General features: G+C 55.5%; 26 protein-coding genes. 13 read left to right on the forward strand and 13 right to left on the reverse strand.

Translation table 11 applies throughout. The features are described from left to right. Nucleotides 1–48: 48 nt before the first annotated feature. Together tatE and ACHH0Z_RS05535 are read right to left on the reverse strand one after the other, a co-directional pair. Nucleotides 49–252 (reverse strand): twin-arginine translocase subunit TatE, encoded by a 204-nt coding sequence (gene tatE / locus ACHH0Z_RS05530; RefSeq protein WP_008501031.1) that lies wholly within the window; start codon nt 250–252, stop codon nt 49–51. A 125-nt stretch (nt 253–377) separates the two neighbouring features. Beyond that, on the reverse strand, nt 378–1,166 hold the full coding sequence (locus tag ACHH0Z_RS05535; RefSeq protein WP_021242583.1) for a deaminated glutathione amidase: 789 nt from the start codon (nt 1,164–1,166) through the stop codon (nt 378–380). Nucleotides 1,167–1,233: 67 nt separating this feature from the next. Between ACHH0Z_RS05535 and crcB the strand changes: the two genes are divergently transcribed. Then, nucleotides 1,234–1,617 carry a fluoride efflux transporter CrcB gene (gene crcB / locus ACHH0Z_RS05540; protein WP_008501029.1) on the forward strand — a complete coding sequence of 128 codons (384 nt, stop codon included), beginning with the start codon at nt 1,234–1,236 and terminating at the stop codon, nt 1,615–1,617. Between the two features lie 219 nt (nt 1,618–1,836). Here the strand turns inward: crcB and cspE are convergent, their stop codons facing one another. After that, nucleotides 1,837–2,046, reverse strand: a complete 210-nt coding sequence (cspE, locus tag ACHH0Z_RS05545) for a transcription antiterminator/RNA stability regulator CspE (RefSeq protein ID WP_002439184.1) — start codon at nt 2,044–2,046, stop codon at nt 1,837–1,839. Nucleotides 2,047–2,236: 190 nt separating this feature from the next. Then, the gene (pagP, locus tag ACHH0Z_RS05550; RefSeq protein ID WP_008501026.1) at nt 2,237–2,854 is read right to left on the reverse strand and encodes a lipid IV(A) palmitoyltransferase PagP; all 618 of its coding nucleotides are present in this window, start codon (nt 2,852–2,854) and stop codon (nt 2,237–2,239) included. A 394-nt stretch (nt 2,855–3,248) separates the two neighbouring features. Here pagP and dcuC point away from each other — a divergent pair, with 394 nt between their 5' ends. Beyond that, a complete protein-coding gene (gene dcuC, locus ACHH0Z_RS05555; RefSeq protein WP_021242585.1) occupies nt 3,249–4,616 on the forward strand; it encodes an anaerobic C4-dicarboxylate transporter DcuC in 1,368 nt (455 codons plus the stop codon). Nucleotides 4,617–4,710: 94 nt separating this feature from the next. Then, entirely contained in the window at nt 4,711–5,520 is an 810-nt protein-coding gene (gene rna, locus ACHH0Z_RS05560) for a ribonuclease I (protein ID WP_045407808.1), read from the forward strand. Here rna and ACHH0Z_RS05565 read toward each other — a convergent pair. Continuing rightward, nucleotides 5,514–6,131 carry a flavin reductase family protein gene (locus ACHH0Z_RS05565; RefSeq protein ID WP_008501022.1) on the reverse strand — a complete coding sequence of 206 codons (618 nt, stop codon included), beginning with the start codon at nt 6,129–6,131 and terminating at the stop codon, nt 5,514–5,516. The genes rna and ACHH0Z_RS05565 overlap by 7 nt on opposite strands. A 246-nt stretch (nt 6,132–6,377) precedes the next feature. On the opposite strand from ACHH0Z_RS05565, the gene rnk reads away from it, so the two are divergent. Continuing rightward, nucleotides 6,378–6,788 carry a nucleoside diphosphate kinase regulator gene (gene rnk / locus ACHH0Z_RS05570; protein ID WP_045407811.1) on the forward strand — a complete coding sequence of 137 codons (411 nt, stop codon included), beginning with the start codon at nt 6,378–6,380 and terminating at the stop codon, nt 6,786–6,788. Between the two features lie 139 nt (nt 6,789–6,927). Next, on the forward strand, nt 6,928–7,017 hold the full coding sequence (yldA, locus tag ACHH0Z_RS05575; RefSeq protein ID WP_008501020.1) for a small membrane protein YldA: 90 nt from the start codon (nt 6,928–6,930) through the stop codon (nt 7,015–7,017). Nucleotides 7,018–7,027: 10 nt separating this feature from the next. Here the strand turns inward: yldA and ACHH0Z_RS05580 are convergent, their stop codons facing one another. Further along, nucleotides 7,028–8,266 carry a zinc-dependent alcohol dehydrogenase gene (locus tag ACHH0Z_RS05580; protein WP_008501018.1) on the reverse strand — a complete coding sequence of 413 codons (1,239 nt, stop codon included), beginning with the start codon at nt 8,264–8,266 and terminating at the stop codon, nt 7,028–7,030. 180 nt (nt 8,267–8,446) lie between these two features. Here ACHH0Z_RS05580 and uspG point away from each other — a divergent pair, with 180 nt between their 5' ends. Further along, nucleotides 8,447–8,875 (forward strand): universal stress protein UspG, encoded by a 429-nt coding sequence (gene uspG / locus ACHH0Z_RS05585; RefSeq protein ID WP_008501017.1) that lies wholly within the window; start codon nt 8,447–8,449, stop codon nt 8,873–8,875. A 61-nt stretch (nt 8,876–8,936) separates the two neighbouring features. On the opposite strand, the gene ahpF is transcribed toward uspG, so the two are convergent. Together ahpF and ahpC are read right to left on the reverse strand one after the other, a co-directional pair. Beyond that, complete coding sequence (gene ahpF, locus ACHH0Z_RS05590) at nt 8,937–10,502, reverse strand: alkyl hydroperoxide reductase subunit F (protein WP_045407814.1); 1,566 nt, start codon at nt 10,500–10,502, stop codon at nt 8,937–8,939. A 187-nt stretch (nt 10,503–10,689) separates the two neighbouring features. Then, complete coding sequence (gene ahpC, locus ACHH0Z_RS05595; RefSeq protein WP_008501015.1) at nt 10,690–11,253, reverse strand: alkyl hydroperoxide reductase subunit C; 564 nt, start codon at nt 11,251–11,253, stop codon at nt 10,690–10,692. Between the two features lie 675 nt (nt 11,254–11,928). Here ahpC and ACHH0Z_RS05600 point away from each other — a divergent pair. The 3 genes from ACHH0Z_RS05600 to ACHH0Z_RS05610 all read left to right on the forward strand — a co-directional run bounded on the left by ACHH0Z_RS05600 (nt 11,929) and on the right by ACHH0Z_RS05610 (nt 14,820). Beyond that, nucleotides 11,929–12,828 (forward strand): LysR family transcriptional regulator, encoded by a 900-nt coding sequence (locus ACHH0Z_RS05600; protein ID WP_032663966.1) that lies wholly within the window; start codon nt 11,929–11,931, stop codon nt 12,826–12,828. 157 nt (nt 12,829–12,985) lie between these two features. Beyond that, the gene (locus ACHH0Z_RS05605) at nt 12,986–14,209 is read left to right on the forward strand and encodes a phosphoadenosine phosphosulfate reductase (protein ID WP_021242593.1); all 1,224 of its coding nucleotides are present in this window, start codon (nt 12,986–12,988) and stop codon (nt 14,207–14,209) included. Continuing rightward, the gene (locus tag ACHH0Z_RS05610) at nt 14,194–14,820 is read left to right on the forward strand and encodes a ParB/RepB/Spo0J family partition protein (protein ID WP_045407817.1); all 627 of its coding nucleotides are present in this window, start codon (nt 14,194–14,196) and stop codon (nt 14,818–14,820) included. The genes ACHH0Z_RS05605 and ACHH0Z_RS05610 overlap by 16 nt, the downstream gene beginning before the upstream one ends. Here the strand turns inward: ACHH0Z_RS05610 and ACHH0Z_RS05615 are convergent, their stop codons facing one another. Then, a complete protein-coding gene (locus ACHH0Z_RS05615) occupies nt 14,821–15,981 on the reverse strand; it encodes a pyridoxal phosphate-dependent aminotransferase (RefSeq protein WP_045407820.1) in 1,161 nt (386 codons plus the stop codon). It abuts the gene before it with no gap. A 123-nt stretch (nt 15,982–16,104) separates the two neighbouring features. On the opposite strand from ACHH0Z_RS05615, the gene ACHH0Z_RS05620 reads away from it, so the two are divergent. From ACHH0Z_RS05620 to ACHH0Z_RS05630, 3 genes are read left to right on the forward strand one after another with little or no spacing between them, the layout of a single operon-like run. After that, entirely contained in the window at nt 16,105–16,719 is a 615-nt protein-coding gene (locus ACHH0Z_RS05620; protein WP_008501010.1) for a methylthioribulose 1-phosphate dehydratase, read from the forward strand. Then, a complete protein-coding gene (gene mtnC / locus ACHH0Z_RS05625; RefSeq protein ID WP_008501009.1) occupies nt 16,716–17,405 on the forward strand; it encodes an acireductone synthase in 690 nt (229 codons plus the stop codon). Before ACHH0Z_RS05620 ends, mtnC begins: the two co-directional genes overlap by 4 nt. Beyond that, a complete protein-coding gene (locus ACHH0Z_RS05630) occupies nt 17,402–17,944 on the forward strand; it encodes an acireductone dioxygenase (RefSeq protein ID WP_023293046.1) in 543 nt (180 codons plus the stop codon). The genes mtnC and ACHH0Z_RS05630 overlap by 4 nt, the downstream gene beginning before the upstream one ends. A gap of 53 nt (nt 17,945–17,997) precedes the next feature. On the opposite strand, the gene ACHH0Z_RS05635 is transcribed toward ACHH0Z_RS05630, so the two are convergent. Together ACHH0Z_RS05635 and mtnA are read right to left on the reverse strand one after the other, a co-directional pair. Beyond that, the gene (locus tag ACHH0Z_RS05635) at nt 17,998–18,468 is read right to left on the reverse strand and encodes an SRPBCC family protein (RefSeq protein WP_023326890.1); all 471 of its coding nucleotides are present in this window, start codon (nt 18,466–18,468) and stop codon (nt 17,998–18,000) included. Nucleotides 18,469–18,510: 42 nt separating this feature from the next. After that, a complete protein-coding gene (gene mtnA, locus ACHH0Z_RS05640) occupies nt 18,511–19,527 on the reverse strand; it encodes an S-methyl-5-thioribose-1-phosphate isomerase (RefSeq protein ID WP_045407823.1) in 1,017 nt (338 codons plus the stop codon). A gap of 104 nt (nt 19,528–19,631) precedes the next feature. Between mtnA and mtnK the strand changes: the two genes are divergently transcribed. Beyond that, on the forward strand, nt 19,632–20,831 hold the full coding sequence (gene mtnK, locus ACHH0Z_RS05645) for an S-methyl-5-thioribose kinase (RefSeq protein WP_045407825.1): 1,200 nt from the start codon (nt 19,632–19,634) through the stop codon (nt 20,829–20,831). Between the two features lie 87 nt (nt 20,832–20,918). Here mtnK and ACHH0Z_RS05650 read toward each other — a convergent pair whose 3' ends face one another. Both ACHH0Z_RS05650 and ACHH0Z_RS05655 read right to left on the reverse strand, forming a co-directional pair. Beyond that, the gene (locus tag ACHH0Z_RS05650; protein ID WP_186436493.1) at nt 20,919–22,160 is read right to left on the reverse strand and encodes an LVIVD repeat-containing protein; all 1,242 of its coding nucleotides are present in this window, start codon (nt 22,158–22,160) and stop codon (nt 20,919–20,921) included. Between the two features lie 83 nt (nt 22,161–22,243). Next, on the reverse strand, nt 22,244–23,308 hold the full coding sequence (locus ACHH0Z_RS05655) for a sugar ABC transporter substrate-binding protein (protein ID WP_039265942.1): 1,065 nt from the start codon (nt 23,306–23,308) through the stop codon (nt 22,244–22,246). Nucleotides 23,309–23,327: the final 19 nt, after the last annotated feature.

Raw genomic sequence — 23,327 nt, forward strand, 5'->3', positions numbered from 1 at the left:
ACCGGCCTCATGAGCCGGTTTTTTTTCGCAATCCCGCAGGCGTTGCTGTCACTCTTTGTGAGAAAGCTTGTCTGCCGGGACGTCATCCTCAGCGCTTTTCTTCGCGGCTGTATCATCGTCGTTCATCGCTTTCTTAAAGCCTTTGATGGCAGCCCCCAGGTCACCACCCAGCGTGCGTAACTTCTTGGTACCAAACAGCAGGACGACCAGTGCGGCAACCACCAGCAGTTTGGTAATACTAATCTCACCCATAGATACCTTCTTTACTTAAAACAGGCTGCATTCAGCGCCAAAACCTGACTGTATTAACGGTCATTTAGCGCGTGCACACAATAGCAATCTGTAACAAGGTGAATCAAGCATTGTTGAAAAAAACATCACAATAATTGCGGTGGCGCAAACCGACGATTGCGAAGAACAGGTAATTGCTGACGTGCAAGCGCAATTCTGTCTATGTTTATCTCTGCCACCAGCAAATCCGGGGCTTCCGCAGCGGCGGCAATCGTCACACCCAGCGGATCGACCACCCTGCTTTGCCCGATGTTCTTCGTTCCGCATTCTCCTGCAGCAACGACATAGCAGGTGGTATCCAGCGCGCGTGCCGCCAGCAGCGTTGCCCAGTGATGTTCTTTTAACGGCCCTTTAACCCACGCGGCAGGCAGAACCAGCACGTCCGCCCCCTGTAGCGCCAGATGGAGTGCCAGCTCCGGAAAACGCAGGTCATAGCAGGTCATCAGCCCAACCTTTAATCCGTCAATCTCCAGCAGCGGCGGAACACGGTCTCCTGGGTCGACGCGCCGTGATTCCTGAATGCTGAAGGCATCATAAAGATGGAGCTTGGCGTAACGTGCGACTATGGCTCCGCCGCGAATCGCCACCAACGTATTCACCGCCCGACCCGGCGTAGAGGGAACATGGATTGTTAAGATCGTCGTCATCGTATTGCCCACACTCTGGGCGAGCAATTGCTGTAAAAATTCACCGTCCAGCGGCTGCGCGGACTTCACGGATAAATCCGGGTCATTATCATCCCTGGCCAGCAGCGCCTCAGGAAGCACCAGCAGCGACGCGCCTTTCTGTTGGGCCTGCATCATCAGATTGACGCATTTTATCGCGTTAGCCTGCCAGTCAGGCGTGACCGCAAATTGCCCTACCGCAACATACATATTTGTCCCCTCATCATAAACGGCGTTAAACTCGCTTCTCTTACACATCAAATAGCAGGTATTTAGCGTGTTACAACTACTTTTAGCCGTTTTTATTGGTGGGGGAACGGGTAGCGTTGCGCGATGGTTTCTCAGTATGCGGTTTAACCCCCTGCATCAGGCGATTCCCATGGGGACACTGGCTGCAAACCTGATAGGTGCCTTTATCATTGGCATGGGGCTGGCCTGGTTTAACCGAATGACACACATTGACCCAATGTGGAAAGTCCTGATTACCACCGGATTCTGCGGCGGGTTAACCACCTTCTCAACCTTTTCTGCGGAAACGGTTTTTCTCTTTCAGGAAGGCCGTATCGGCTGGGCGCTGATGAATATGGCGATCAATATGCTCGGCTCCTTTGCGATGACGGGGATCGCATTTTGGCTATTTTCTTCCGCAAGCGCGCATTAACAGCCGAACCGTTAATGTTGGCTTAATTTTTCTCTGTCACTCTGGATGCAGTACTGAACGAGGGTGACAGAATGAAACAGAGTCTGATGAGCGTAGGCATGGTGTTGTTAAGCGTGCTGATCGTGGCCAGCTTCCTGAAAATGTATCTGCTTGGCTGATTCAAAACGAAAAAAACCCGCTCAGTGAGCGGGTTTTGAAATTCTTGCTGACGCGTCTGGATTACAGAGCGATTACGTTAGCAGCAGAAGGGCCTTTGGCACCGTTAGTGATTTCGAACTCTACACGCTGACCTTCAGCCAGAGTTTTGAAACCATTAGACTGGATTGCAGAGAAGTGTACGAACACGTCTTTGCTGCCATCTTCAGGAGTAATGAAACCGAATCCTTTGGACTCATTAAACCACTTAACGTTACCTTTAATCTTAGACATCAAAATTACCTTTACATTAAAAAACGACACAAATGCTGTGTCGGTTACCAGTACATCAATTGTGAGACCTTTTGTCCAGCGGATCTTTGATAAAAAGTGACTAAAGTCGCGTTAATTTTCACTGGCAGATTTTTATCGTTTATGAATCAACGGCTGCGCGTTTTATCACCAACAGGTAACGTTTTTTCAGTTAAAACTGAAAACGCATCCAGGCGAAGTAAACGTTACCGTTGTTGTACGTGCCCGGGATGTAGGTCATCTGGAACGTTGCGGGGCCGTAACCGATAGAGGCCAACGGCAGCAGCACCGGGATCGGAATGTAGTTCCAGTTGTCACGTGCGGTGACCCCCGCGGTATAGCCCAACCCGACATGGAAGTTCTCGTCGGCTAGCGGGCGCCAGGTTTTCTCCCAGCCGTAGCCCCCAATCGGCTCCCATTTATTAAAGGAGTCTTTAAAGGCCATCAGATAGATGCCATGCCAGTTTCCCTTATCATCCCAGCGCGACTGACCGAAACCAGCGCCCCACGGACGCTCGTTATATTTATCGGTTTTCTCTTTGTCGTAAGCAAAACGCGCATGCCACGTTATTGCCGGAACATAGAGATCATAATGTTCGGGCGCCGTCCAGGTCTGAGAGACATTATCCGTAAAGGTTGAGAACCACCCTTTATCCGTCGCGTTGTCCTCTGCCTGTGCAACAGAAGAAAACGTTAACTGCCCAAAAATAAACAATAAAATTGAGAAAAATGTATTACGTACGATCACAATGCAATTACCATTCTTAGTATTCGAGGCAAAGTTTACCATAAAGTAGTTGAATCAAGGCTTAACGACATCAGCGTTATTCCTAATTATTCGGCCTTTTTCCGGGAATATTCTCAATAAACTGGACCGCAAGTTTGAATAAGCACATTCAGAGTGAGCCTTTAACCTGTTTAGCCTTGTATATCAGCAACATGCTGAATTACACAAAATATTAACAATCTGTTATCATTGTAAGGACATATTGCGCTATTTCTGACGGTCAAGACTCTCATGGCGTAAATGTAAGAGCCATGGCAAAAACACGGTTGTTCTGCTCTCTAGTCGTCTGTTTATTGATTTTAATCAGCAAGAACAGGCCATTTATTCGGCACATTTTCATCCTTCTTATTTTTATTGATTTTTTGTGCTCCATTGCAGCAGAGATACAGGGGAAATCATGCTTACGTTATTCGAACTCCTTATTGGGGTCGTCGTCATTGTCGGTGTCGCACGCTACATCATTAAAGGCTATTCGGCCACGGGCGTATTATTTGTTGGCGGTTTAACGCTGCTGATTATCAGCGCCATAATGGGACATCAGGTATTACCTGCCAGTGCAACCAGTACGGGTTACACCGCCACTGATATTGTTGAATACATTAAGATATTACTCATGAGCCGCGGCGGCGACCTGGGTATGATGATCATGATGCTGTGCGGTTTTGCCGCCTACATGACCCATATCGGTGCCAACGACATGGTCGTTAAGCTTGCCTCAAAACCGCTGCAGTACATCAACTCACCCTATCTGCTGATGGTCGCCGCCTATTTTCTCGCCTGCCTGATGTCGCTGGCCGTGTCGTCGGCAACCGGACTTGGCGTACTGCTCATGGCCACGCTGTTCCCGGTCATGGTGAACGTCGGTATCAGCCGCGGCGCGGCAGCAGCCATTTGCGCGTCTCCGGCAGCCATTATTCTCTCCCCAACCTCCGGCGACGTTGTGCTGGCGGCAAAGGCTGCGGAGATGTCGCTCATCGACTTCGCCTTTAAAACCACGCTGCCAATCTCTATTGTCGCCATTGTGGGAATGGGAATCGCGCATTTCTTCTGGCAGCGCTATCTGGACAAGAAAGAAAACATCAGCCACGAGATGATGGATGTGAGTGAGATCACCACCACCGCACCCGCGTTTTATGCCATTCTGCCCTTCACGCCGATTATCGGAGTGCTGATTTTTGACGGCAAATGGGGCCCGCAGCTGCACATCATCACCATTCTGGTGATCTGCATGCTGCTGGCTGCCGTGCTGGAGTTTGTGCGCGGTTTCAACACGCAAAAGGTGTTCTCTGGTCTGGAAGTCGCCTATCGCGGAATGGCGGATGCCTTCGCTGGCGTGGTGATGCTGCTGGTGGCAGCGGGCGTTTTTGCTCAGGGTCTGAGCACCATCGGCTTTATCCAGAGCCTGATCTCTATCGCCACCTCGTTCGGCTCGGCCAGTATTATCCTGATGCTGGTCCTGGTGGTACTCACCATGCTGGCGGCCATGACCACCGGTTCCGGCAATGCGCCTTTCTACGCTTTCGTGGAGATGATCCCGAAACTGGCCCACTCCTCCGGGATTAACCCGGCCTATCTCTCCATTCCCATGCTGCAGGCGTCAAACCTGGGCCGTACCATTTCCCCGGTATCGGGCGTGGTCGTCGCCGTTGCCGGGATGGCGAAAATCTCGCCATTTGAAGTGGTAAAACGCACCTCAGTGCCCGTTATGGTTGGGCTGATTATCGTGATTATCGCCACGGAAGTGCTGGTGCCCGGCGCAGCCTAAGCTAAATTCCTGATATCCAGAAAGCGCCTGCGGGCGCTTTTTGTGCTTTAATAACCCCCAGAAATCAATCACGCTCATTCGATCAGGAAATCATATGTTCAGGAAGGATATCGTTATCCCGTCTGGGGCAATCGCGCTTGCCCTCTGTGTTTTCTCCACGCACGCAGAACCGCTCAAGGCAACCCAGTATGGCGATTTCGATCGCTATGTGCTGGCCCTGTCCTGGCAAACCGGGTTTTGCCAGAGCATGATCGAGCGCAACCGCAATGAACCTGACGAATGTCGCCTGCAAAAAGCGCGCGAAAATAAAGCCGATTTTCTGACCGTTCACGGGCTATGGCCCGGCCTGCCGAAATCCATTGCCGCACGCGGGGTGGATGAACGTCGCTGGATGCGTTTTGGCTGCGCCACGCGCCCCATTCCGAACATGCCGGAAGTGAAGGCCAGCCGCAAATGCGATGCCGCCGAAACCGGACTGTCGCTTTCCGCTGCCGCTAAGCTCAACGACGTGATGCCGGGTGCGGGCGGTAATTCCTGCCTGGAACGCTACGAATACGCCAAACATGGCGTCTGCTTTGGTTTCGATCCGGATGCCTATTTCGGCACGATGGTGCGGATGAATCAGGAAGTTAAAAACAGTGCGGTCGGTAAATTCCTTGCCAATAACTACGGGAAACCCGTCAATCGCAGCGACTTTGACAGTGCCGTAGCCAAAAGCTGGGGCAAGGAGAACGTCAAAGCGTTCAAGCTGACCTGCAACGGCAATCCGGCTTATCTGACCGAGATGCAGATTTCGATGAAGGCTGACGCCATTAACAATCCGCTCTCTGCGACCTCATTTGCCCCGCAGCCACATCCGGGTAACTGCGGTAAACAATTCGTGATTGATAAAGCCGGTTACTGATCCGCGCCCGGGCGCACCATATCAAACCGGTTTTCATCGCTGATGCCATAGTACGCCGTCGGCCCACCCGCACGCAGGATGGGCTGCGCTTTCGCCGTCTGGTATATCCCCTCTTCCAGCAGCGTTTCGGCAATATGGATACCGACCACTTCCCCCAGCACCAGCCACGTGTCCACCGGCGTACCGTCGGCTCCGGTAAGCTGAATGCACTGGGACAGTCGACATTCAAAATTCACCGGGCTTTCTGCAACGCGGGGGGCGTTAACCAGCTGGCTGGCCGCTGGCGTGAGCCCGGCAAAGCTAAATTCATCCCGATCGTGGGGAAGCATCGCGGAGGTTTGATTCATCGCCTGCGCGAGATCGCGCGTTGCCAGGTTCCAGACAAATTCCCCGGTTTCCGTAATATTACGCACGCTGTCCTTCCAGCCGTTGCTGGAAAAGCCGATGATCGGCGGGCGGTAGTTAAAGCAGTTGAAGAAACTGTACGGTGCAAGGTTCAGCTGACCGGCCTTGTCGCAAGAGGAGATCCAGCCTATCGGACGTGGACCAATAATGGCGTTCAGCGGGTCATGCGGCAGGCCGTGCCCCTGAGACGGTTGATAGAAGTACATAATTCTCTCTCGTTGATGGGCAACGCCCGGGTTCAGGACACTCAGCGTAACGTATTCCGCCAGGAATGAAGACTGAATAAATTTCAGCGAAAATTCATATGGCCCATGAATGTGACTTTCATCACTTCAAACTTGCGCGCTCAGCCAGTATCATCGGGAGAGTTAAACCCTCGCTGCCAGACGGCGAGGGTTTTCTTTTGGATCAGTTTCTGCGTTAGACGCAGCATTAACGACATGGAGTAAAAAATGTCCAGACCTACCATTATCATCAATGAGCTCGACGCAGAACGTATCGACAGGCTGCTGGAAAAAGTGGAATTTGCCTCGCTCCCCGTGGCCGACGCCCTGAATGAGGAGCTCGACCGGGCACAGATGTGCACGCCTGAGACGATACCGCATGACGTGGTCACCATGAACAGCCAGGTGAAATTTCGCAACCTGACCACCGGTGAAGAGTTGACCCGTACGCTGGTATACCCGGCTCAGATGACCGACAGCAGCACACAGCTTTCTGTTCTGGCCCCTGTGGGTGCCGCACTGCTGGGACTGCGTACGGGGGATACGATCCACTGGGAATTACCGGGTGGCGCCTCGACCCATCTGGAAGTGCTGGAGCTGCTCTACCAGCCAGAAGCCGCGGGCGATTACCTGCGTTAATCTCTTCTGAATAAGCGCCTACCCGCTTTGCACAGAGGATGCAGCCGCATCCTCTTTCCGCAAATTCACCCAATTTTCCTATACCGCGCAAAATGGCCCTAATCCACGCTTAACCTGTTTTGGTGCCGCGGGGACGGTCATGAGTGAGATAGGCGTTATCACACTTATCTTTCTGATTTTTGTGGCGATTATCGTCACGGCCGTGCTCTATCTTGAACGCCACTGGTAAGCGAACATTCTCAGGCAACCCCGCCCGGGAAGGCATTCACCAGCCCTTTAACGGTCTGCTCTGCGGCTTCGGGGGTCTCTGCGCCCGGTACCAGAATCACCTTCCGGCACTCCTCCTCCCGTTTTTCGAAAATCTTATAGGCGCGTTCCGCATCCGCAAGGGGGAGATAATGGGTTACGATCTCTTCCGGCGTAAGCAGCCCTTTTTCGATCAGCGGTAACAGTTCACCCAGCCAGGCATGGACGTGCGTCTGGCCCATCTTAAACGTCAGCCCCTTATCAAAGGCATCGCCAAACAGGAAGCCATGGATAAACCCTGCGTATACGCCGGGTACGCTGACCACCCCGCCGCGACGCACGGCAGCAATGCACTGACGCAACGCTTTGCCGCTGCTGCCTTCGATTTTAAGATTGCTGAGGATCGTTTCCGTGGTGCTGCCTTTCGCTTCAAACCCGACCGCATCAATCACGGCGTCAACGCCGCGCTGGCCCGCGGTCTGTTCGATGATTTTTTCCGCCGCGTCGTTGTCATCATCGAAGTTGATGGGGATAGCGCCATAGCGCGCCTCGGCAAATCGCAACCGGTACGGATGGTGATCGATAACAAAAATCTGCTCAGCCCCCAGCAGCCGCGCACAGGCAATGGTCAGTAGCCCCACCGGCCCGGCGCCAAAAACGGCTACGCTTGAGCCTTTTTCAATCTGCGCATTTTTTGCCGCCTGCCAGGCCGTGGGTAAAATGTCGGACAGGAACAGCGCTTTATCATCAGAAAGAAGCTGCGGGACTTTAAACGGCCCGACGTTACCCTTCGGCACGCGAACGTATTCCGCCTGCCCGCCCGGCACGCCGCCGTAGAGGTGGCTATAGCCAAACAGCGCCGCAGGCGCGGGAATTTGCTTTTTGTTCAGTGCGGCACCCTGCCCGGCGTTGGTATTCTCACAGGCCGCATACTGCTGGAGGCGACAGAAGAAACAGTCCCCGCAGGCGATAACAAAGGGGATCACCACGCGATCGCCCTTTTGCAAATTCTTCACCTCTGCGCCGCACTCGACGATTTCCCCCATAAACTCATGGCCAAAAATATCGCCGTGCTGCACCTTCGGTATCTTTCCGCGGTAGAGATGCAAATCGGAGCCGCAGATAGCCGTGGCCGTGACGCGCAGAATAATATCGTCGGGCTGTTCGATGATGGGGTCGGGGACATTCTCGACGCGAACATGGTGTGGACCGTGATACGTAAGTGCTTTCATGCGACCTCCGAAAGGTTCCGGGTAAGTGTATAAGGGTAGCTACCCCTGAAGGTCTGCCTGTGAATACGGGTCTTTTGAGATTTATCCTGGCAAGATAAGAAAACTGACGGAGCGCTTACAGAAACCATGACTATTTTGTGGTTGAATGAGTACAGCGTTTATAAACAAGGAGAAACGGGTATGTATCAGAGAATCATTATGCCGGTTGATGTTTTTGAAATGGAGCTGAGCGACAAGGCCGTACGCCACGCGGAGTTTCTGGCGCAGCAGGACGGTGTCATCCATCTGCTACACGTGCTGCCAGGCTCCGCCAGCCTGAGCCTGCACCGCTTTGCCGCCGATGTGCGTCGCTTCGAGGAACATTTGCAGCACGAGGCGGAAAATCGCCTGCAAACCATGGTCAGCCACTTCAGCATCGACCCTTCACGGATCAAAACGCACGTCAGATTCGGCAGCGTACGCGATGCGGTCAATGAGCTGGCGACCGAACTGAAGGCAGACGTGGTGGTTATCGGTTCGCGTAACCCGTCCATTACCACGCATCTGCTGGGCTCTAACGCCTCCAGCGTCATCCGCCACACCCATATACCGGTGATGGTCGTCAGATAAAAAAAAGAGGCCACCTTTCGGTGGCCTCTCGCTATTGCAGGTGTAGCCTTACTTTCTTTTCTTATGCGGTTTTGGTGCGGATCAGGTAGTCAAACGCGCTCAGAGACGCCTTCGCCCCTTCGCCCGTGGCGATAATAATCTGTTTGTACGGCACGGTGGTGCAGTCGCCGGCCGCAAACACGCCCTTCACGCTGGTTTCACACTTGGTATCGATGATGATTTCGCCCATGCGGTTGCGCTCAATCGCCCCTTCCAGCCAGGTGGTGTTTGGCAGCAGACCAATCTGCACGAAGATCCCTGAAAGCTGCACGCTGTGCACGTCGCCGCTCACGCGGTCGCGGTATTCCAGACCGGTGACCTTGCTGCCGTCGCCCTTCACTTCCGTGGTCTGCGCGTTCAGTATGATGTCGACGTTTTTCAGGCTGCGCACTTTATCCTGCAGAACCTGGTCGGCCTTCATGTCTGGCGCGAACTCCAGCAGGGTTACGTGTTCAACAATCCCCGCCAGGTCGATCGCCGCTTCCACGCCGGAGTTTCCGCCGCCGATCACCGCCACGCGCTTACCTTTAAACAGCGGGCCGTCGCAGTGCGGGCAATAGGTCACGCCTTTGGTGCGATACTGATCTTCGCCCGGCACGTTCATGTTGCGCCATTTCGCACCGGTGGCAATGATGATGCTGCGCGCTTTCAGCACCGCGCCGGAGGCGGTTTCAATCTGGTGTAACCCCCCCTCAACCGCAGCAGGTACCAGCCTGCTGGCGCTCTGGCTGTCGATCACGTCTACGTCATAGTCGCTGACGTGCGCCTTCAGCGCGCCGGCCAGCTTCTGGCCTTCGGTTTTCGGCACGGAGATATAGTTTTCAATGTCCACGGTATCCAGTACCTGGCCACCAAAACGTTCACCCATCAGGCCGGTACGGATACCTTTACGTGCGGAGTATACTGCCGCCGCCGCCCCCGCAGGGCCGGAACCGACAATCAGCACGTCGTAAGCATCACGTTTGTTCAGCGCTTCTGCGGCACGTTTTTCTGCACCGGTATCCACTTTGGCGACGATTTCCGTCAGCGTCATACGGCCCTGGCCGAATTCCTGACCGTTCAGATACACCGCCGGAACGCCCATCACGTTGCGATCGGTGATTTCATTCTGGAAGGTACCGCCATCAATTGCCGTGTGTTTGATGCGCGGGTTGAGGACCGACATCAGGTTCAGCGCCTGCACCACGTCAGGACAGTTGTGGCAGGAGAGCGAGTAATAGGTTTCAAACTCAAAATCACCGTCGATATCGCGGATCTGCTCCAGCAGCGCCTGCGCCTCTTTCGACGGATGACCGCCGGTCCACAGCAGCGCCAGCACCAGCGAGGTAAACTCGTGCCCCAGCGGCGAGCCGGCAAAACGCGGCCCCAGCTCAGAGCCTGGGTTAGTGATCAGGAAAGACGGCTTACGGACGTTAAGCGAGTTATCCTCTTTGAAGGTCACTTTTGGTGACAGTTCAGCGATCTCTGCCAGCAGTTCCTTGATCTCTGCCGATTTCGCGCTGTCGTCCAGCGTGGCAATCAGCTCAACGGGTTTGGTCAGTTTCTCAAGGTAGGCCTTGAGCTGGGTTTTCATCGTGGTGTCGAGCATGGTTCTTCCCTCTCTTAAAACGTCATCATGCAAGCTGCCTTATACGGGCGGCCTGAATGCAACTTGCATCATGGTGCTGGAATGAAATGGGCGCGGGTGCGCCCATTGATTGCCGGGTGGCACGTCGTTTACCCGGCCTACGATACTGTAGGCCTGTGCAAGCGCAGCGCCGCCAGGCTTTACAGACTTAGATCTTGCCGACCAGGTCTAAAGATGGCGCCAGCGTTGCTTCGCCTTCTTTCCATTTAGCCGGGCACACTTCGCCTGGGTGAGAAGCGACATACTGCGCTGCTTTTACTTTACGCAGCAGGTCAGACGCATCACGGCCGATACCTTCAGCGGTAACTTCGATAGCCTGGATAATGCCCTGCGGGTCAACAACGAAGGTCGCACGGTCAGCCAGGCCTTCATCTTCACGCATGTTGTCGAAGTTACGGGTCAGGGCGCCAGTCGGGTCACCGATCATCGCGTATTTGATTTTGGCGATGGTTTCAGAGCTGCTGTGCCATGCTTTGTGGGTGAAGTGGGTATCGGTAGACACAGAGTAAACGTCTACGCCCAGCTTCTGCAGTTCGTCGTAATGGTCAGCCACGTCGCCCAGTTCGGTCGGGCAAACGAAGGTGAAGTCAGCCGGATAGAAGAAGAAGACGCTCCAGCGACCTTCGGTATCTTTCTCGGTTACTTCGATGAACTCACCGTTTTTGAACGCCTGGTTTTTGAAAGGTTTAATTTTAGTGTTAATCAAAGACATCTGTACTTCCTCCGTGTTTTCGTTGAGATGTAAGGTAACCAACTTTATCCATCGGGGCTAATGCGTATGCTTTATCAAATCAATCAGCCAAACCTTACAACGCCAACAAGACAACCTTGTGAACGGAACTAACGGAAAGCCTGAACGTAAAAAGGCCGCCCTGGTGGGCGGCCCTGATACCTGAACTTTCCACAGGAACTTTCAGTGCCAGCCTGGGCTGGCGTTGCGTTGCGCTCTACATACCTTATTTCAGGCCGTAACAGCGGTTTGATTACAGCACCGGTTTTCAGTTTGGGCAATCCGTCACGCCGGCATTCCGCCCTATGGCTGTGATAGGTTTTACCGAATAGCCTCCGCGTCTGCCTGACTCAACGAGAGGCTTAATAATGAGAATGAGTTGCAATAAGTGGTCTACCTGGTGGCCAGAACGAAAGTGACAATAATGAGTCACAGCGAATGTATAACCAATAATGGTTATTTGAGAACAACGCCGCAAGTTTTAAAGATAAAAATATCTTAATAACGGCTGAAGTTCTATTTCAATAATCCAGCCTCGTGATATATTAAGCTCGTATTTAAAACAAATTAAGTAGGTTAATCACAAGGATTGTAAATGATTAACTTCGAACTATAGTTATCAGTAATGTGATGACAACAACACACTCAGGATGATCTATGGCAAATCTTTACGACCTTAAAAAATTCGATCTTAATCTGTTAGTCATTTTTGAGTGCATTTATCAGCACCTTAGCATTAGCAAGGCAGCGGAAACACTCTATATCACGCCCTCAGCAGTGAGCCAGTCCCTGCAACGCCTGCGCGCGCAACTGAATGACCCGCTTTTTATTCGTTCGGGTAAAGGCATTACCCCGACGACGGTGGGGATCAATTTGCATCACCATCTGGAAGAAAACCTTAATAGCATTGAGCAAACCATTAATATCCTGAATAACGCGCAGATCAAAAAGAGCTTTGTCATCTACTGCCCGCAGATTGTGGCCCATGGGCGCTTCGGCGGCCTGCTAAGCTCTCTGCTTGCCGAAGGGAATTACGACATAGAACATAATGATGTGGTCTTATCCCCTGAGTCAGCCGAGGATTTGCTCGCCTACCGCAAGGCCGATCTGGTGTTTAGCTTTGCTCCGGTTAACAGTCGCTCTATCGTCTGTACCCGCTTTATGAAGTTTTCAATACAGGTGGCGTGCAGCAAAGATCACCCCCGCCTCGGCGATAGCGCAACGCTCGAGGAACTCAGCCAGGAAAAATTCACGCTGATGCGCAGTCAGGAGAATGGCATAAAAGAGTTCCAGCTGCAGTCAAACATTCTCCTTCCGGAACGCAATGTCTGTTTCCGCAGTGACTCACTGCTTTCGATTATGAATATTATTGGCGTGAGTGATTTAATAGGCTTTGTACCAACAATATTGTTTGAACGATATAAAGACCATCTCAACCTGAAGAGCATTTCCTTGCCTTTTGAAACTCCGCAATTAGATGTTTATATGCTTTACAATCGCTCAGCGCTAAACAGCAGCGTGTTTTCGAAATTCATTGAAAAAATCGAAGCAGAATAATTTTCGATATTTCCTGAGGGCTTTTTAATTACATTTTGGCAACAAATTCGATAATGGAAGATCTTATTACTCCGGTTTCTCCTTAATATCTTTACTATTCATGGTTAATCAGCGTAAATAAAAGCCCCCGACAGTCATACTCAGGAAGAGATTGAACATGTCACTGTATAAATATCCCCTGCAGCTTAACGTGCTGGAGGCCGCGCAGGAGCGCATCGGCTGGACGTTCGCCACCTTTTCCCGCATCTGCGTCTCCTTCTCCGGCGGCAAAGACTCCACCGTCATGCTGCATCTCACCGCGCAAATGGCCCGGGCGCAAAAACGAAAAATCAGCGTGCTTTTTATTGACTGGGAAGCACAGTTCTCCTGCACCATTGAGCACGTTAATGCGCTGCGCGAAGGCTACCGGGACGTCATCGAGCACTTTTACTGGGTGGCGCTTCCGCTGACCACGCAAAATTCCCTTTCACAGTATCAGCCTGAATGGCAATGCTGGGCGCCGGACGTGCGCTGGGTGCGCCAGCCGCCGGAAGGCGCCATCACCGCTGCGGATTATTTTGATTTTTACCAGACGGGAATGACCTTTGAAGCCTTTGTCCGCTCGTTTTCCGACTGGTTTGCACTGCACCGTCCGGCAGCCATGCTGGTGGGCATTCGCGCCGATGAATCCTATAACCGATTTTTGACCATCGCCAACAACCGCAAGCATCGCTTCGCGGACGATAAGCCCTGGACAACCACCGCGCCCGGCGGGCACGCGTGGTACGTCTATCCTCTTTACGACTGGAAAACCGCAGACATCTGGACATGGTTTGCAAAATCCGGAAGCAGCTATAACCCGCTCTACAACCTCATGTTTCAGGCGGGCGTCCCGCCGCGCTATATGCGCATCTGCGAGCCCTTCGGCCCGGAACAGCGCCAGGGACTCTGGCTCTATCACGTTCTCGAGCCCGAGCGCTGGGCCGCCATGTGCGAGCGCGTCAGCGGCGTGCGCAGCGGCGGCTTCTACGCCGGGCAGGACAACCACTTTTATGGCCACCGGAAAATCCTCAAACCCGATCACCTCGGCTGGCGCGACTACGCCATGCTCCTGCTGAACAGCATGCCGCAAAACACGGCTGAGCATTACCGCAATAAAATCGCGATCTATCTGCACTGGTATCAGAAGAGAGGCATGCCGGATATCCCCGAGACGCAGGACGGCGATATCGGCGCCAAAGACATCCCCTCATGGCGCCGTATTTGTAAGGTTTTACTTAATAATGACTACTGGTGCAGGGCGCTGTCGTTCAGCCCGAATAAACCTAAACATTATCAGCGCTACAGCGAACGAGTGAAGGCGAAGCGCAAGGAGTGGGGCATTTTATGCGACAAAGAATAATTACCGATATCGAAACGTACCTTCAGTCACTTTGCGAGGAGGATAGGATTAACGCCATCAATGCCTTTCGCGAAGCGATCCATAAAAACAGCCCTTTTCGCGAGCAACCGATAGACTGCGTTCTCTGGATCAAACAGGACGCGATTATCGCTAACGACTACAACCCCAATAACGTTGCCCCTCCGGAAAAACGGCTGCTCAGCAAGTCGCTCGAACTCGATGGATTCACCCAACCTATTGTTGTGACGGAAAGTGAAGCCCATCACTACGAAATTGTGGATGGCTTTCATCGCCACGAAATCGGCAAAAATCGGGCGGCGTTGAAGCGTCAGCTCAGGGGATATCTCCCCGTCACCTGCCTGCGCCAGCACCGGAAGGATAAACATGACCGTATGGCCGCCACGATTCGCCACAATCGGGCGCGGGGTCGGCATCAGATCAACGCCATGTCAGATATCGTGCGCGAACTGGCACAGCTCGGCTGGAATGATGAGCGAATAGGCAAAGAGCTGGGCATGGACAGCGATGAGGTGCTGCGCCTCAAGCAAATCAACGGTCTGCTGGAGCTGTTTGCAGACCGCCGTTACTCAGAAGCGTGGACGGTGAAATAATCAGAGCGTGTTCAAACGCTCCGCCGCCGCCAGCAGCGTCGATTCCTGCTTCGCAAAGCACAGGCGGATCAGCTTGTGCGGGAAGGGATCGGCGCAGAACACCGACAATGGAATGGCGGCCACGCCGACCTCTTTCGTCAGCCACTGGCAAAAGCTGACGTCGTCCAGATCGGAAATCGCGCTGTAGTCGGCGAGCAGGAAATAGGTTCCTTCAGACGGCAAAATTTCCAGGCGGCTTTGGCTCAGCGCCGCCACAAACAGATCCCGACGTTCACGATAGAAGTGCGGCAGCTCGCGGTAATGCGTGGGTTCCGCGCGCAGCATATCCGCCAGCGCCAGCTGAGCCGGCGTGTTCACGGCAAACGTCAGGTACTGATGCACTTTGCGCAGCTCAGCGCTGATGGCCGCCGGGGCCACGCAGTACCCTACCTTCCAGCCGGTCATATGGTAGGTCTTACCAAACGAAGAGACGGCGATAGCACGCTCGCGAAGCTGCGGATGGGCCAGCACGCTGGCATGCCCTTCCTCAGCAAAGCAGATGTGCTCGTAGACTTCATCGCTCAGGACGTAAATTTCCCGTTCGGCGATAGCCTGCCACAGCGCGGCAAAATCGGCTTTTTGCCACACCGTCGCCGACGGGTTATGCGGCGTATTCAGGATCACCAGACGGGTTTTGTCACTCAGCAGCGCAGCAAACGCCTGCCAGTCAGGGCGGAAATGCGGCGGCTGGAGCGCCACGCGTTTCACCACGCCGCCGGAGAGTTCAACCGCAGGCGCATAGCTATCGTAGCTCGGGTCAAAGCAAATAACTTCATCCCCCGCGCGCACCAGTGCGGTGATGGCCGCGTACAGCGCTTCGGTCGCCCCTGCCGTCACCGTGATATCACTGTTCGCATCGGGCTTATGGCCATACAGCTCCGCCGTTTTGTCGGCAATCGCTTCCCGCAGCGCCTGCACGCCCGTCATCGGCGCATACTGATTCGCCCCCTGCGCCACGTGATACGCCAGACGCGCCTGCAGATAAGCCGGGCCGTCGAAATCCGGGAACCCCTGCGAGAGGTTAATGGCGTTGTGCTGCTGCGCCAGGGCGCTCATCTGCGTAAAGATGGTGGTACCGAGGTTGGGAAGTTTACTTTGCGGAATCAAGGCGTTAATGCTCATTGTGTTGTGCCTGCTTGTAATACTTATGTTGCTGCCACTATAACACGATGTTAGTCTTTGGCAATCAAGACGCTTAGACGTCTAAACCATATGAATATTCCTGGCCGAGAGGGTAAAAGGAAAATGACAGACAACCTGCAACTCACGCATCTGGTCGACGCCTGCCGCTGGATCGGTGCCAAAGGCTGGGCGCCCGCTACCGGCGGTAACATGTCGGTGCGTCAGGACGAACATCTCTGCTGGCTCAGCGAATCCGGCAAAGACAAAGGTAGCCTCACAACCGATGACTTTCTGCAGGTGGAGATCGCCACCAACCGCGCGCCGTCCGGTCGTAAACCGTCGGCGGAGACCGGTCTGCACACGCTGATTTATCGCCTGTTCCCGGAAGCCAACGCCGTGCTGCACGTTCACACGGTTAACGCCACGGTGCTATCGCGTCTGGTCAAAGAGGCCGAGCTCACCATCAGCGGCTTTGAGATGCAAAAATCCCTCACCGGACAAACCACGCATCTGGATACGGTGGCTATCCCGGTCTTTGATAACGACCAGGATATCGACGCCCTCGCCTCACGCATCGCTCATTACGCCCAGGAACGGCCGCTTAATTATGGTTTTCTTCTGCGCGGTCATGGCTTAACCTGCTGGGGACGCGACGTGGCCGAAGCCCGGCGTCATCTGGAAGGATTAGAGTTCTTATTTGAATGCGAAATGCGTTTACGACAACTGGAGAGAGTATGATTCGCGCGATTGTGACGGATATTGAAGGGACCACCAGCGATATTCGTTTTGTCCATGATGTTTTGTTCCCCTACGCGCGTGAGCGACTGGCGGCCTTCGTGACCGCGCAGCAGTACGCCGAGCCGGTCAAATCCATTCTGGACAACCTGCGTGATGAAATCGCTAACCCACACGCCAGCGTCAGCGAACTTATCGACGCCCTGTTTGCCTTTATGGATGAAGACCGTAAATCCACGGCGCTTAAAGCGCTGCAGGGGATCATCTGGCACGACGGCTACGTTAACGGCGACTTTACCGGCCATCTCTACCCGGACGTGCTCCCGGCGCTGGAAAAATGGAAAGCGCAAGGGATTGATCTCTATGTTTATTCCTCTGGCTCCGTCGCCGCGCAGAAACTGTTATTTGGCTACAGCGACGAAGGTGATATTACTCATCTGTTCAGCGGCTATTTCGACACCCACATCGGCGCCAAGCGCGAGGTGCAGTCTTATCAGAACATTGCGGCACAAACGGGCATCGCCCCGTCGCAGATCCTCTTCCTCTCCGATATTCATCAGGAGCTGGACGCGGCTGAACAAGCAGGTTTTCGTACCCTGCAGCTGATTCGCGGTGATGATGACGGCGCAAGCCACCACCATCAGGTCCACCAGTTTGACGAGATTAACCCGGAGCAGATCCCTTCATGAGCGCATTGACCATTTATTCCGACAAAGACGCCAGTCAACACCAGTGGCACAGCACCGACGCCGCCGAGATTGCCCAACAGCTCAACGCGAAAGGCGTGCGGTTTGAACGCTGGGCGGCGGATCGCGATTTAGGACACGATCCCGCGCCTGAAGCCGTGATCGAGGCGTATCAACATGCGATCGACAAACTGGTGGCAGAGAAGGGTTACCAGAGCTGGGACGTGATCAGCCTGCGCGCCGACAATCCGCAGAAAGACGCGCTGCGCGCGAAGTTCCTGAACGAACACACCCACGGCGAAGACGAAGTACGCTTTTTCGTGGAAGGCGCGGGCTTGTTCTGCCTGCACATCGGCGATGAGGTATATCAGGTCTTGTGCGAGAAAAATGACCTGATCTCCGTGCCCGCGGGCACGCCGCACTGGTTTGATATGGGCTCAGAGCCGAACTTTACCGCCATTCGTATTTTCGACAATCCGGAAGGCTGGGTTGCCCAGTTTACCGGTGACGCAATTGCGGATGCGTATCCACGCCTGGCCTGATCTTTTCTCCCTCTCCCTGTGGGAGAGGGTCGGGGTGAGGGCACCAGCGCGCACTAAGCGTTAAGCCCTTTCACATACGCCACCAGCTGATCCAGCACAATCCCCCACCCTTCGTGGAAGCCCATCTGCTCATGCTGCTCACGAATTTCCTTCGTGGGGTGGCGCGCTATCGCCGTATAGCGGGTTTTGCCCTCGCCCACCTCTTCCAGCAGCAGGATCGCCGTCATAAACGGCTTCTCGGCCGGTTTCCAGCCTTCGGTATAGCCGTCGGTAAAGACCAGCTTTTTCCCCGGGTCGATTTCAAGAAACACGCCCCGGTTATCCATCCGCTGACCGTCCACCTCAAACACGGTGTTGAACCGCCCGCCCACGCGCAGATCGAGATCGCAGTCGAGCACCTTATGCGGTGCAGGGATGAAGAAGTGTTTGATGTGTTCGGGCGTGGTCCAGCAGAGCCACAGGAGGTCGCGCGGTGCGTCCACCACGCGCTCCAGTTTTAAGTCTGTTTCAGGGTCGAGCGTCACGATGTTGTCCTCTTAAGGGAGCCCCTTAAAGGATAGCCGGACTCAGGCAAATTTCCTTTCCGCAACCTCTTCCGGCGTAACCACGCCCGTATCCAGCACCCAGCCGCTAATCAGCGAGGCTGGGGTCACGTCAAACGCCGGGTTGTAGACCTTCGCGTTTTCAGGTGCCCACTGCACCGCGCCAAAGCTTCCGGCGACGCCCGTCACCTCGCTGGCGGCGCGCTGCTCAATCGGGATCGCGTCGCCGTTCGGGCAGTCCGGGTCGAGGGTCGTTTGCGGGGCGGCCACGTAGAACGGAATGCCGTGGAATTTTGCCAGCACCGCCAGAGAGTAGGTGCCGATTTTGTTCGCCACGTCACCGTTGGCCGCAATGCGGTCTGCGCCCACCCACACGGCGTCCACCTGCCCTTTCGCCATCAGGCTGGCGGCCATGGAGTCGGTAATCAGCTGATACGGCACGCCCAGTTCGCCAAGTTCCCATGCGGTCAGCCTGCCTCCCTGCAGCAGCGGACGGGTTTCATCCACCCAGACGTTGCTGACGTTGCCTTCCTGGTGCGCGCGAGCAATCACCCCCAGCGCGGTGCCGACGCCCGCCGTTGCCAGCCCGCCGGTGTTGCAGTGGGTCAGCAGACGGCTGCCGGGCTTCACCAGCGCGCTGCCCGCGCTGGCAATCGCATCGCAAAGTCGTTTGTCTTCGTCAATCAGGCGCAGCGCTTCGGCCACCAGCGCCGGAACAAAATCTTCCTGCCACAGCGCCCGCTTCATGCGGTCGAGGTTGTTCATCAGGTTCACCGCCGTCGGCCGGGAGGCGCGCAGGGTTTCCAGCGCAACCGCCAGCTCGTCACGGCTTTTGCCGTTTTCGGCCAGCAGCGCCAGCAGCAGGCTTGCAGAGAGACCAATCAGCGGCGCGCCGCGCACCCGCAGGGCGTGAATATGCCCCACCAGCGCCTCTACCGTTGAGGCATCCAGCCAGCGTTTCTCCTGCGGAAGGGCCTGCTGGTCGAGAATAAAGAGCTGATTATCCGCTACCCGCAGGCTGGTCGTCTGTAATGTCTGCATGTCGTTAATTCCCTGTTGCGTTGTTGTAGCACATTGTGTCAGGATGAAATCCAGATGTATAGACGTCTACATGTCTTTATTAGCAAACCCGTGAGGAGCAGGCCATGTCGCAATACCGTACCTTTACCGCTCAGGACGCCGTGGAATATGCCAGGCAATTTGGCGGCCTTGACGATCCTTCATCGCTGGTGGAGGCGCAGGAGGTAGGCGACGGCAACCTCAATCTGGTGTTTAAAATTTTCGACAGCGCGGGCGTGAGCCGCATCATCGTCAAGCAGGCGCTGCCCTACGTGCGCTGCGTCGGCGAGTCCTGGCCGCTGACGCTGGACCGCGCCCGTCTGGAGGCGCAAACCCTGGTCGAGCATTACCGGCACAGCCCGCAGCACACCGTGAAAATCCACCACTTTGACCCGGAACTGGCGGTAATGATGATGGAAGATCTCTCCAGCCATCGCATCTGGCGCGGCGAGCTGATCAAAAATAATTATTACCCGCAGGCGGCGCGTCAGCTGGGTGAATACCTCGCGCACGCGCTGTTCCACACCAGCGATTTCTACCTGCACCCGCACGAGAAGAAAGCGCAGGTGGCGAAATTCATCAACCCGGAGATGTGCGAGATCACCGAAGATCTGTTCTTCAACGATCCGTACCAGATCCACGAACGCAACAGCTACCCGGCCGAGCTGGAAAATGACGTCGCCGCGCTACGCGACGACGCCCAGCTGAAAATGGCCGTGGCCGCCCTCAAGCACCGCTTCTTTTCTCAGGCTGAAGCCCTGCTGCACGGAGACATTCACAGCGGCTCGATTTTTGTGGCCGACGGCAGCCTGAAGGCCATCGATGCCGAGTTCGGCTATTTCGGGCCGATCGGCTTTGATGTCGGCACCGCCATCGGCAACCTGCTGCTCAACTTCTGCGGCCTGCCGGGGCACCTGGGCATTCGCGATGCCGCCGCCGCGCGCGAGCAGCGCCTGACCGATATTCAGGAGCTGTGGAACACCTTCGCGGAACGATTCCAGGCGCTGGCGCAGGAGAAAACGCGCGACGCGGCGCTCAGCGCGCCGGACTATGCCTCCGCGTTCCTGAAAAAGGTCTGGCATGACGCCATCGGCTTCTGCGGCACCGAACTCATTCGCCGCAGCGTCGGGCTTTCCCACGTCGCGGATATCGACACCATTCAGGACGAGGCGATGCGCCACGAGTGCCTGCGCCACGCGATAACGCTCGGCAAGGCGCTGATCGTGATTGCCGACCGTATCGACAGCGCGGAAGATCTGGTGGCGCGGGTGCGGCAGTACAGCTGAGAACGTTTGCCCGGTGGCGCTGCGCTTACCGGGCCTACGGGTGCAAAATGTAGGCCGGGTAAGGCAAAGCCGCCGCCCGGCAAAAACTCACCCTAAATACTCAATCACCGACAGCCCGCCGTTATAGTCCGTGCTGTAGATAATTCCCTGCGCATCCACAAACACGTCACACGACTGGATCACCTGCGGGCGATTCGGGCGGGTATCCATCATTTTCTCCGGTGCCGCAGGCACCAGCGCACCGGTTTCCACGGGCCGATACGGATTGGAGATGTCATACGCGCGCACGCCCGCATTCTGCCAGGTGGCAAAAATCAGCGTTGAACTGACAAAGCTCCCCGGCCGGTTCTCGTGCAGGTTGTGGGGGCCGAAATGCGCCCCTTTCGCCACGTAGTCGATTTCATCCGGCTGCGGGAAGGTAGAGATACTGACCGGGTTCGACGGCTCGCGGATATCAAACAGCCAGATCAGCTTCTCGCCGTCTTCCTGGTTATCGAGTACCGCTTCGTCCAGCACCACCAGCAGATCGCGGTCCGGCAGCGGCAGCGCGGTGTGCGTGCCGCCGCCAAACGGCGGACTCCAGTTGCGGTGGCTAATGAGCTTCGGCTGGGTACGATCCTTCACGTCCAGCAGCGTCAGGCCGCCGTCGCGCCAGCTGCCGTACGCCGTATCGCCGGCAATAATCGCATGGTGGAGCGCGTAGCGTTTCCCTTCCGGCCAGTTCGGCTGTTCGCCTTCGGCCTGGTTCATGCCCGGCAGCCACCAGCGCCCTGCCACCTCAGGCTTACGCGGGTCGGCCAGGTCAATCGTCAGAAAGATGTAGTCGGTAAAGCCGTCGATCAGCGCCGACACGTACGCCCAGCGGCCGCCGACGTACCAGATGCGGTGAATACCGATGCCGCTCAGCGACAGAAAGCCGATTTCGCGCGGTCTGTCCGGCGTGGAGATATCAAACACGCGAAGCCCGGCGCTCCAGCCTTTGTCCTGCACGTCGCGGACGGTCTCGCCCACCTGCCGGGTGTAGTAGACCTTCTCGTCGGCAAAGCGGGCATCGGCAAACAGATCCCGGGCGTTGATGACCAGCAGGAGATCGTCATGCGCCTGGAGGTGCACGTTCCAGGTGCCGGGCGGCGCGGGAACATAGCCCGCGGGTTTCGGGTTTTTCGGGTCGCGCACGTCCACTATCGAAAAGCCCTGCGACACCATATGGCCGATCCAGGCGAAACCGCGGTGCACCATCAGCTGCACGCCGTCCGGGCGACCGCCCTGATCGCTATGGCCAATCAGCCGCATGTTGCGGCTGTATTCGGGAGGGGGTAAATGAGTCACCTTGAGCTCCTTTCGCCGGGTGGCGGCTGCGCCTTACCCGGCCTACCAAACCGTAGACCCGGTAAGCGCAGCGCCACCGGGCATTATTTTGACCTGGCTTCCAGGGTCGCAAACCACGGCGCGATAAAATCTTCCGTCTGACCCCAGCCCGGAATGATTTTCCCCAGCGACGCCACGTTCACCGCGCCCGGCTGGGCGGTCAGCAGCGCCTGTGGAATAGCTGCCGCTTTGAAATCGTAGGTCGCAGGCGTGGCTTCCCCGGCAATCTTGTTCGCCACCAGACGCACGTTGGTCGCGCCAATCAGCTTCGGATCCACCGCCACGCTCACCTTCCACGGGCTGCCCGGCTCGCGCATCAGCTGCAGATCCTGGTTGGAGATGTCGATGCTGTAGAGTTTGATCTCGGTACGGCCGTTCTCTTTCAGCGCTTTGTACGCGCCCTGGCTGAAGGCGTCCCAGGTTCCCCAGATGGCGTCGATTTTGCCTTTCGGGTATTTCGCGAGGATCGCGCCCACCTTGTTGGCGGTGTCGCCCTGCACGTCAGAGGAGACCGCGCCGATAGACTCCAGCTCTTTGATGTCCGGATACTGCTTTTGTAGCTCTTTATACGCCGCCTGACGACGCTCCATCGGCGGGAAGCCCGCTACCCACAGCTTGACGATATTGGCCTTGCCGTTGAAATCTTTCGCCAGCTGGCCGAAGGAGAGATTAGTCAGAGAGGCATCGTCCTGTTGGGTAACGGTCACGCCCGGGATTTCGCCGTTGACGGCGGTATCAAATACCGCGACCTTAATCCCGGCGTCCACCGCCTTCTTCACCAGCGCGGTGGAGTATGGATCGCGGCCCTGAGACAGGATAATCCCGTCGTACTTCTGGCTGATGGCCTGGTTCACGAAGTCCTGGAATTTGGCGTCGTCCCCGTTGCTTAAAAAGGTGCTGACCTTAAAGCCAAGCTTCTTCCCTTCCTGAATGGCCCCGGCAATAAACTGCGTGGTGTTGTCGTCTGAGCCGAGGTTACGGATCACCGCGATGCGAATGGGGCCGTCGTGGTTGGCAATGGCCGCCGGGAGCGGTGCGGGCGTGGCCGCGAAGCCAGGCAGAGCGGTGAATAACCCTAATGCCACCAAAGAGAGTGCAATCTTTTTCATTTTTTATCCCGTTGTGTTG

The sequence above is a fragment of the Enterobacter cloacae complex sp. 2024EL-00227 genome (assembly GCF_043945315.1).
Taxonomy (GTDB): Bacteria; Pseudomonadota; Gammaproteobacteria; order Enterobacterales; family Enterobacteriaceae; genus Enterobacter; species Enterobacter roggenkampii.

Excerpts from the sequence above, each read along its gene's own strand:
- yldA (WP_008501020.1), top strand. The coding sequence starts at position 6,928 with ATGAGTGAGATAGGCGTTATCACACTTATCTTTCTGATTTTTGTGGCG.
- ACHH0Z_RS05620 (WP_008501010.1), top strand. The coding sequence starts at position 16,105 with ATGACAGACAACCTGCAACTCACGCATCTGGTCGACGCCTGCCGCTGG.
- rnk (WP_045407811.1), top strand. The coding sequence starts at position 6,378 with ATGTCCAGACCTACCATTATCATCAATGAGCTCGACGCAGAACGTATC.
- ACHH0Z_RS05615 (WP_045407820.1), bottom strand. The coding sequence starts at position 15,981 with ATGAGCATTAACGCCTTGATTCCGCAAAGTAAACTTCCCAACCTCGGT.
- ACHH0Z_RS05630 (WP_023293046.1), top strand. The coding sequence starts at position 17,402 with ATGAGCGCATTGACCATTTATTCCGACAAAGACGCCAGTCAACACCAG.
- ahpF (WP_045407814.1), bottom strand. The coding sequence starts at position 10,502 with ATGCTCGACACCACGATGAAAACCCAGCTCAAGGCCTACCTTGAGAAA.
- mtnA (WP_045407823.1), bottom strand. The coding sequence starts at position 19,527 with ATGCAGACATTACAGACGACCAGCCTGCGGGTAGCGGATAATCAGCTC.
- ACHH0Z_RS05535 (WP_021242583.1), bottom strand. The coding sequence starts at position 1,166 with ATGTATGTTGCGGTAGGGCAATTTGCGGTCACGCCTGACTGGCAGGCT.
- pagP (WP_008501026.1), bottom strand. The coding sequence starts at position 2,854 with ATGGTAAACTTTGCCTCGAATACTAAGAATGGTAATTGCATTGTGATC.
- uspG (WP_008501017.1), top strand. The coding sequence starts at position 8,447 with ATGTATCAGAGAATCATTATGCCGGTTGATGTTTTTGAAATGGAGCTG.
- ACHH0Z_RS05600 (WP_032663966.1), top strand. The coding sequence starts at position 11,929 with ATGGCAAATCTTTACGACCTTAAAAAATTCGATCTTAATCTGTTAGTC.
- cspE (WP_002439184.1), bottom strand. The coding sequence starts at position 2,046 with ATGTCTAAGATTAAAGGTAACGTTAAGTGGTTTAATGAGTCCAAAGGA.
- ahpC (WP_008501015.1), bottom strand. The coding sequence starts at position 11,253 with ATGTCTTTGATTAACACTAAAATTAAACCTTTCAAAAACCAGGCGTTC.
- ACHH0Z_RS05580 (WP_008501018.1), bottom strand. The coding sequence starts at position 8,266 with ATGAAAGCACTTACGTATCACGGTCCACACCATGTTCGCGTCGAGAAT.
- ACHH0Z_RS05655 (WP_039265942.1), bottom strand. The coding sequence starts at position 23,308 with ATGAAAAAGATTGCACTCTCTTTGGTGGCATTAGGGTTATTCACCGCT.
- mtnK (WP_045407825.1), top strand. The coding sequence starts at position 19,632 with ATGTCGCAATACCGTACCTTTACCGCTCAGGACGCCGTGGAATATGCC.
- ACHH0Z_RS05605 (WP_021242593.1), top strand. The coding sequence starts at position 12,986 with ATGTCACTGTATAAATATCCCCTGCAGCTTAACGTGCTGGAGGCCGCG.
- rna (WP_045407808.1), top strand. The coding sequence starts at position 4,711 with ATGTTCAGGAAGGATATCGTTATCCCGTCTGGGGCAATCGCGCTTGCC.
- ACHH0Z_RS05610 (WP_045407817.1), top strand. The coding sequence starts at position 14,194 with ATGCGACAAAGAATAATTACCGATATCGAAACGTACCTTCAGTCACTT.
- ACHH0Z_RS05565 (WP_008501022.1), bottom strand. The coding sequence starts at position 6,131 with ATGTACTTCTATCAACCGTCTCAGGGGCACGGCCTGCCGCATGACCCG.
- dcuC (WP_021242585.1), top strand. The coding sequence starts at position 3,249 with ATGCTTACGTTATTCGAACTCCTTATTGGGGTCGTCGTCATTGTCGGT.
- mtnC (WP_008501009.1), top strand. The coding sequence starts at position 16,716 with ATGATTCGCGCGATTGTGACGGATATTGAAGGGACCACCAGCGATATT.
- tatE (WP_008501031.1), bottom strand. The coding sequence starts at position 252 with ATGGGTGAGATTAGTATTACCAAACTGCTGGTGGTTGCCGCACTGGTC.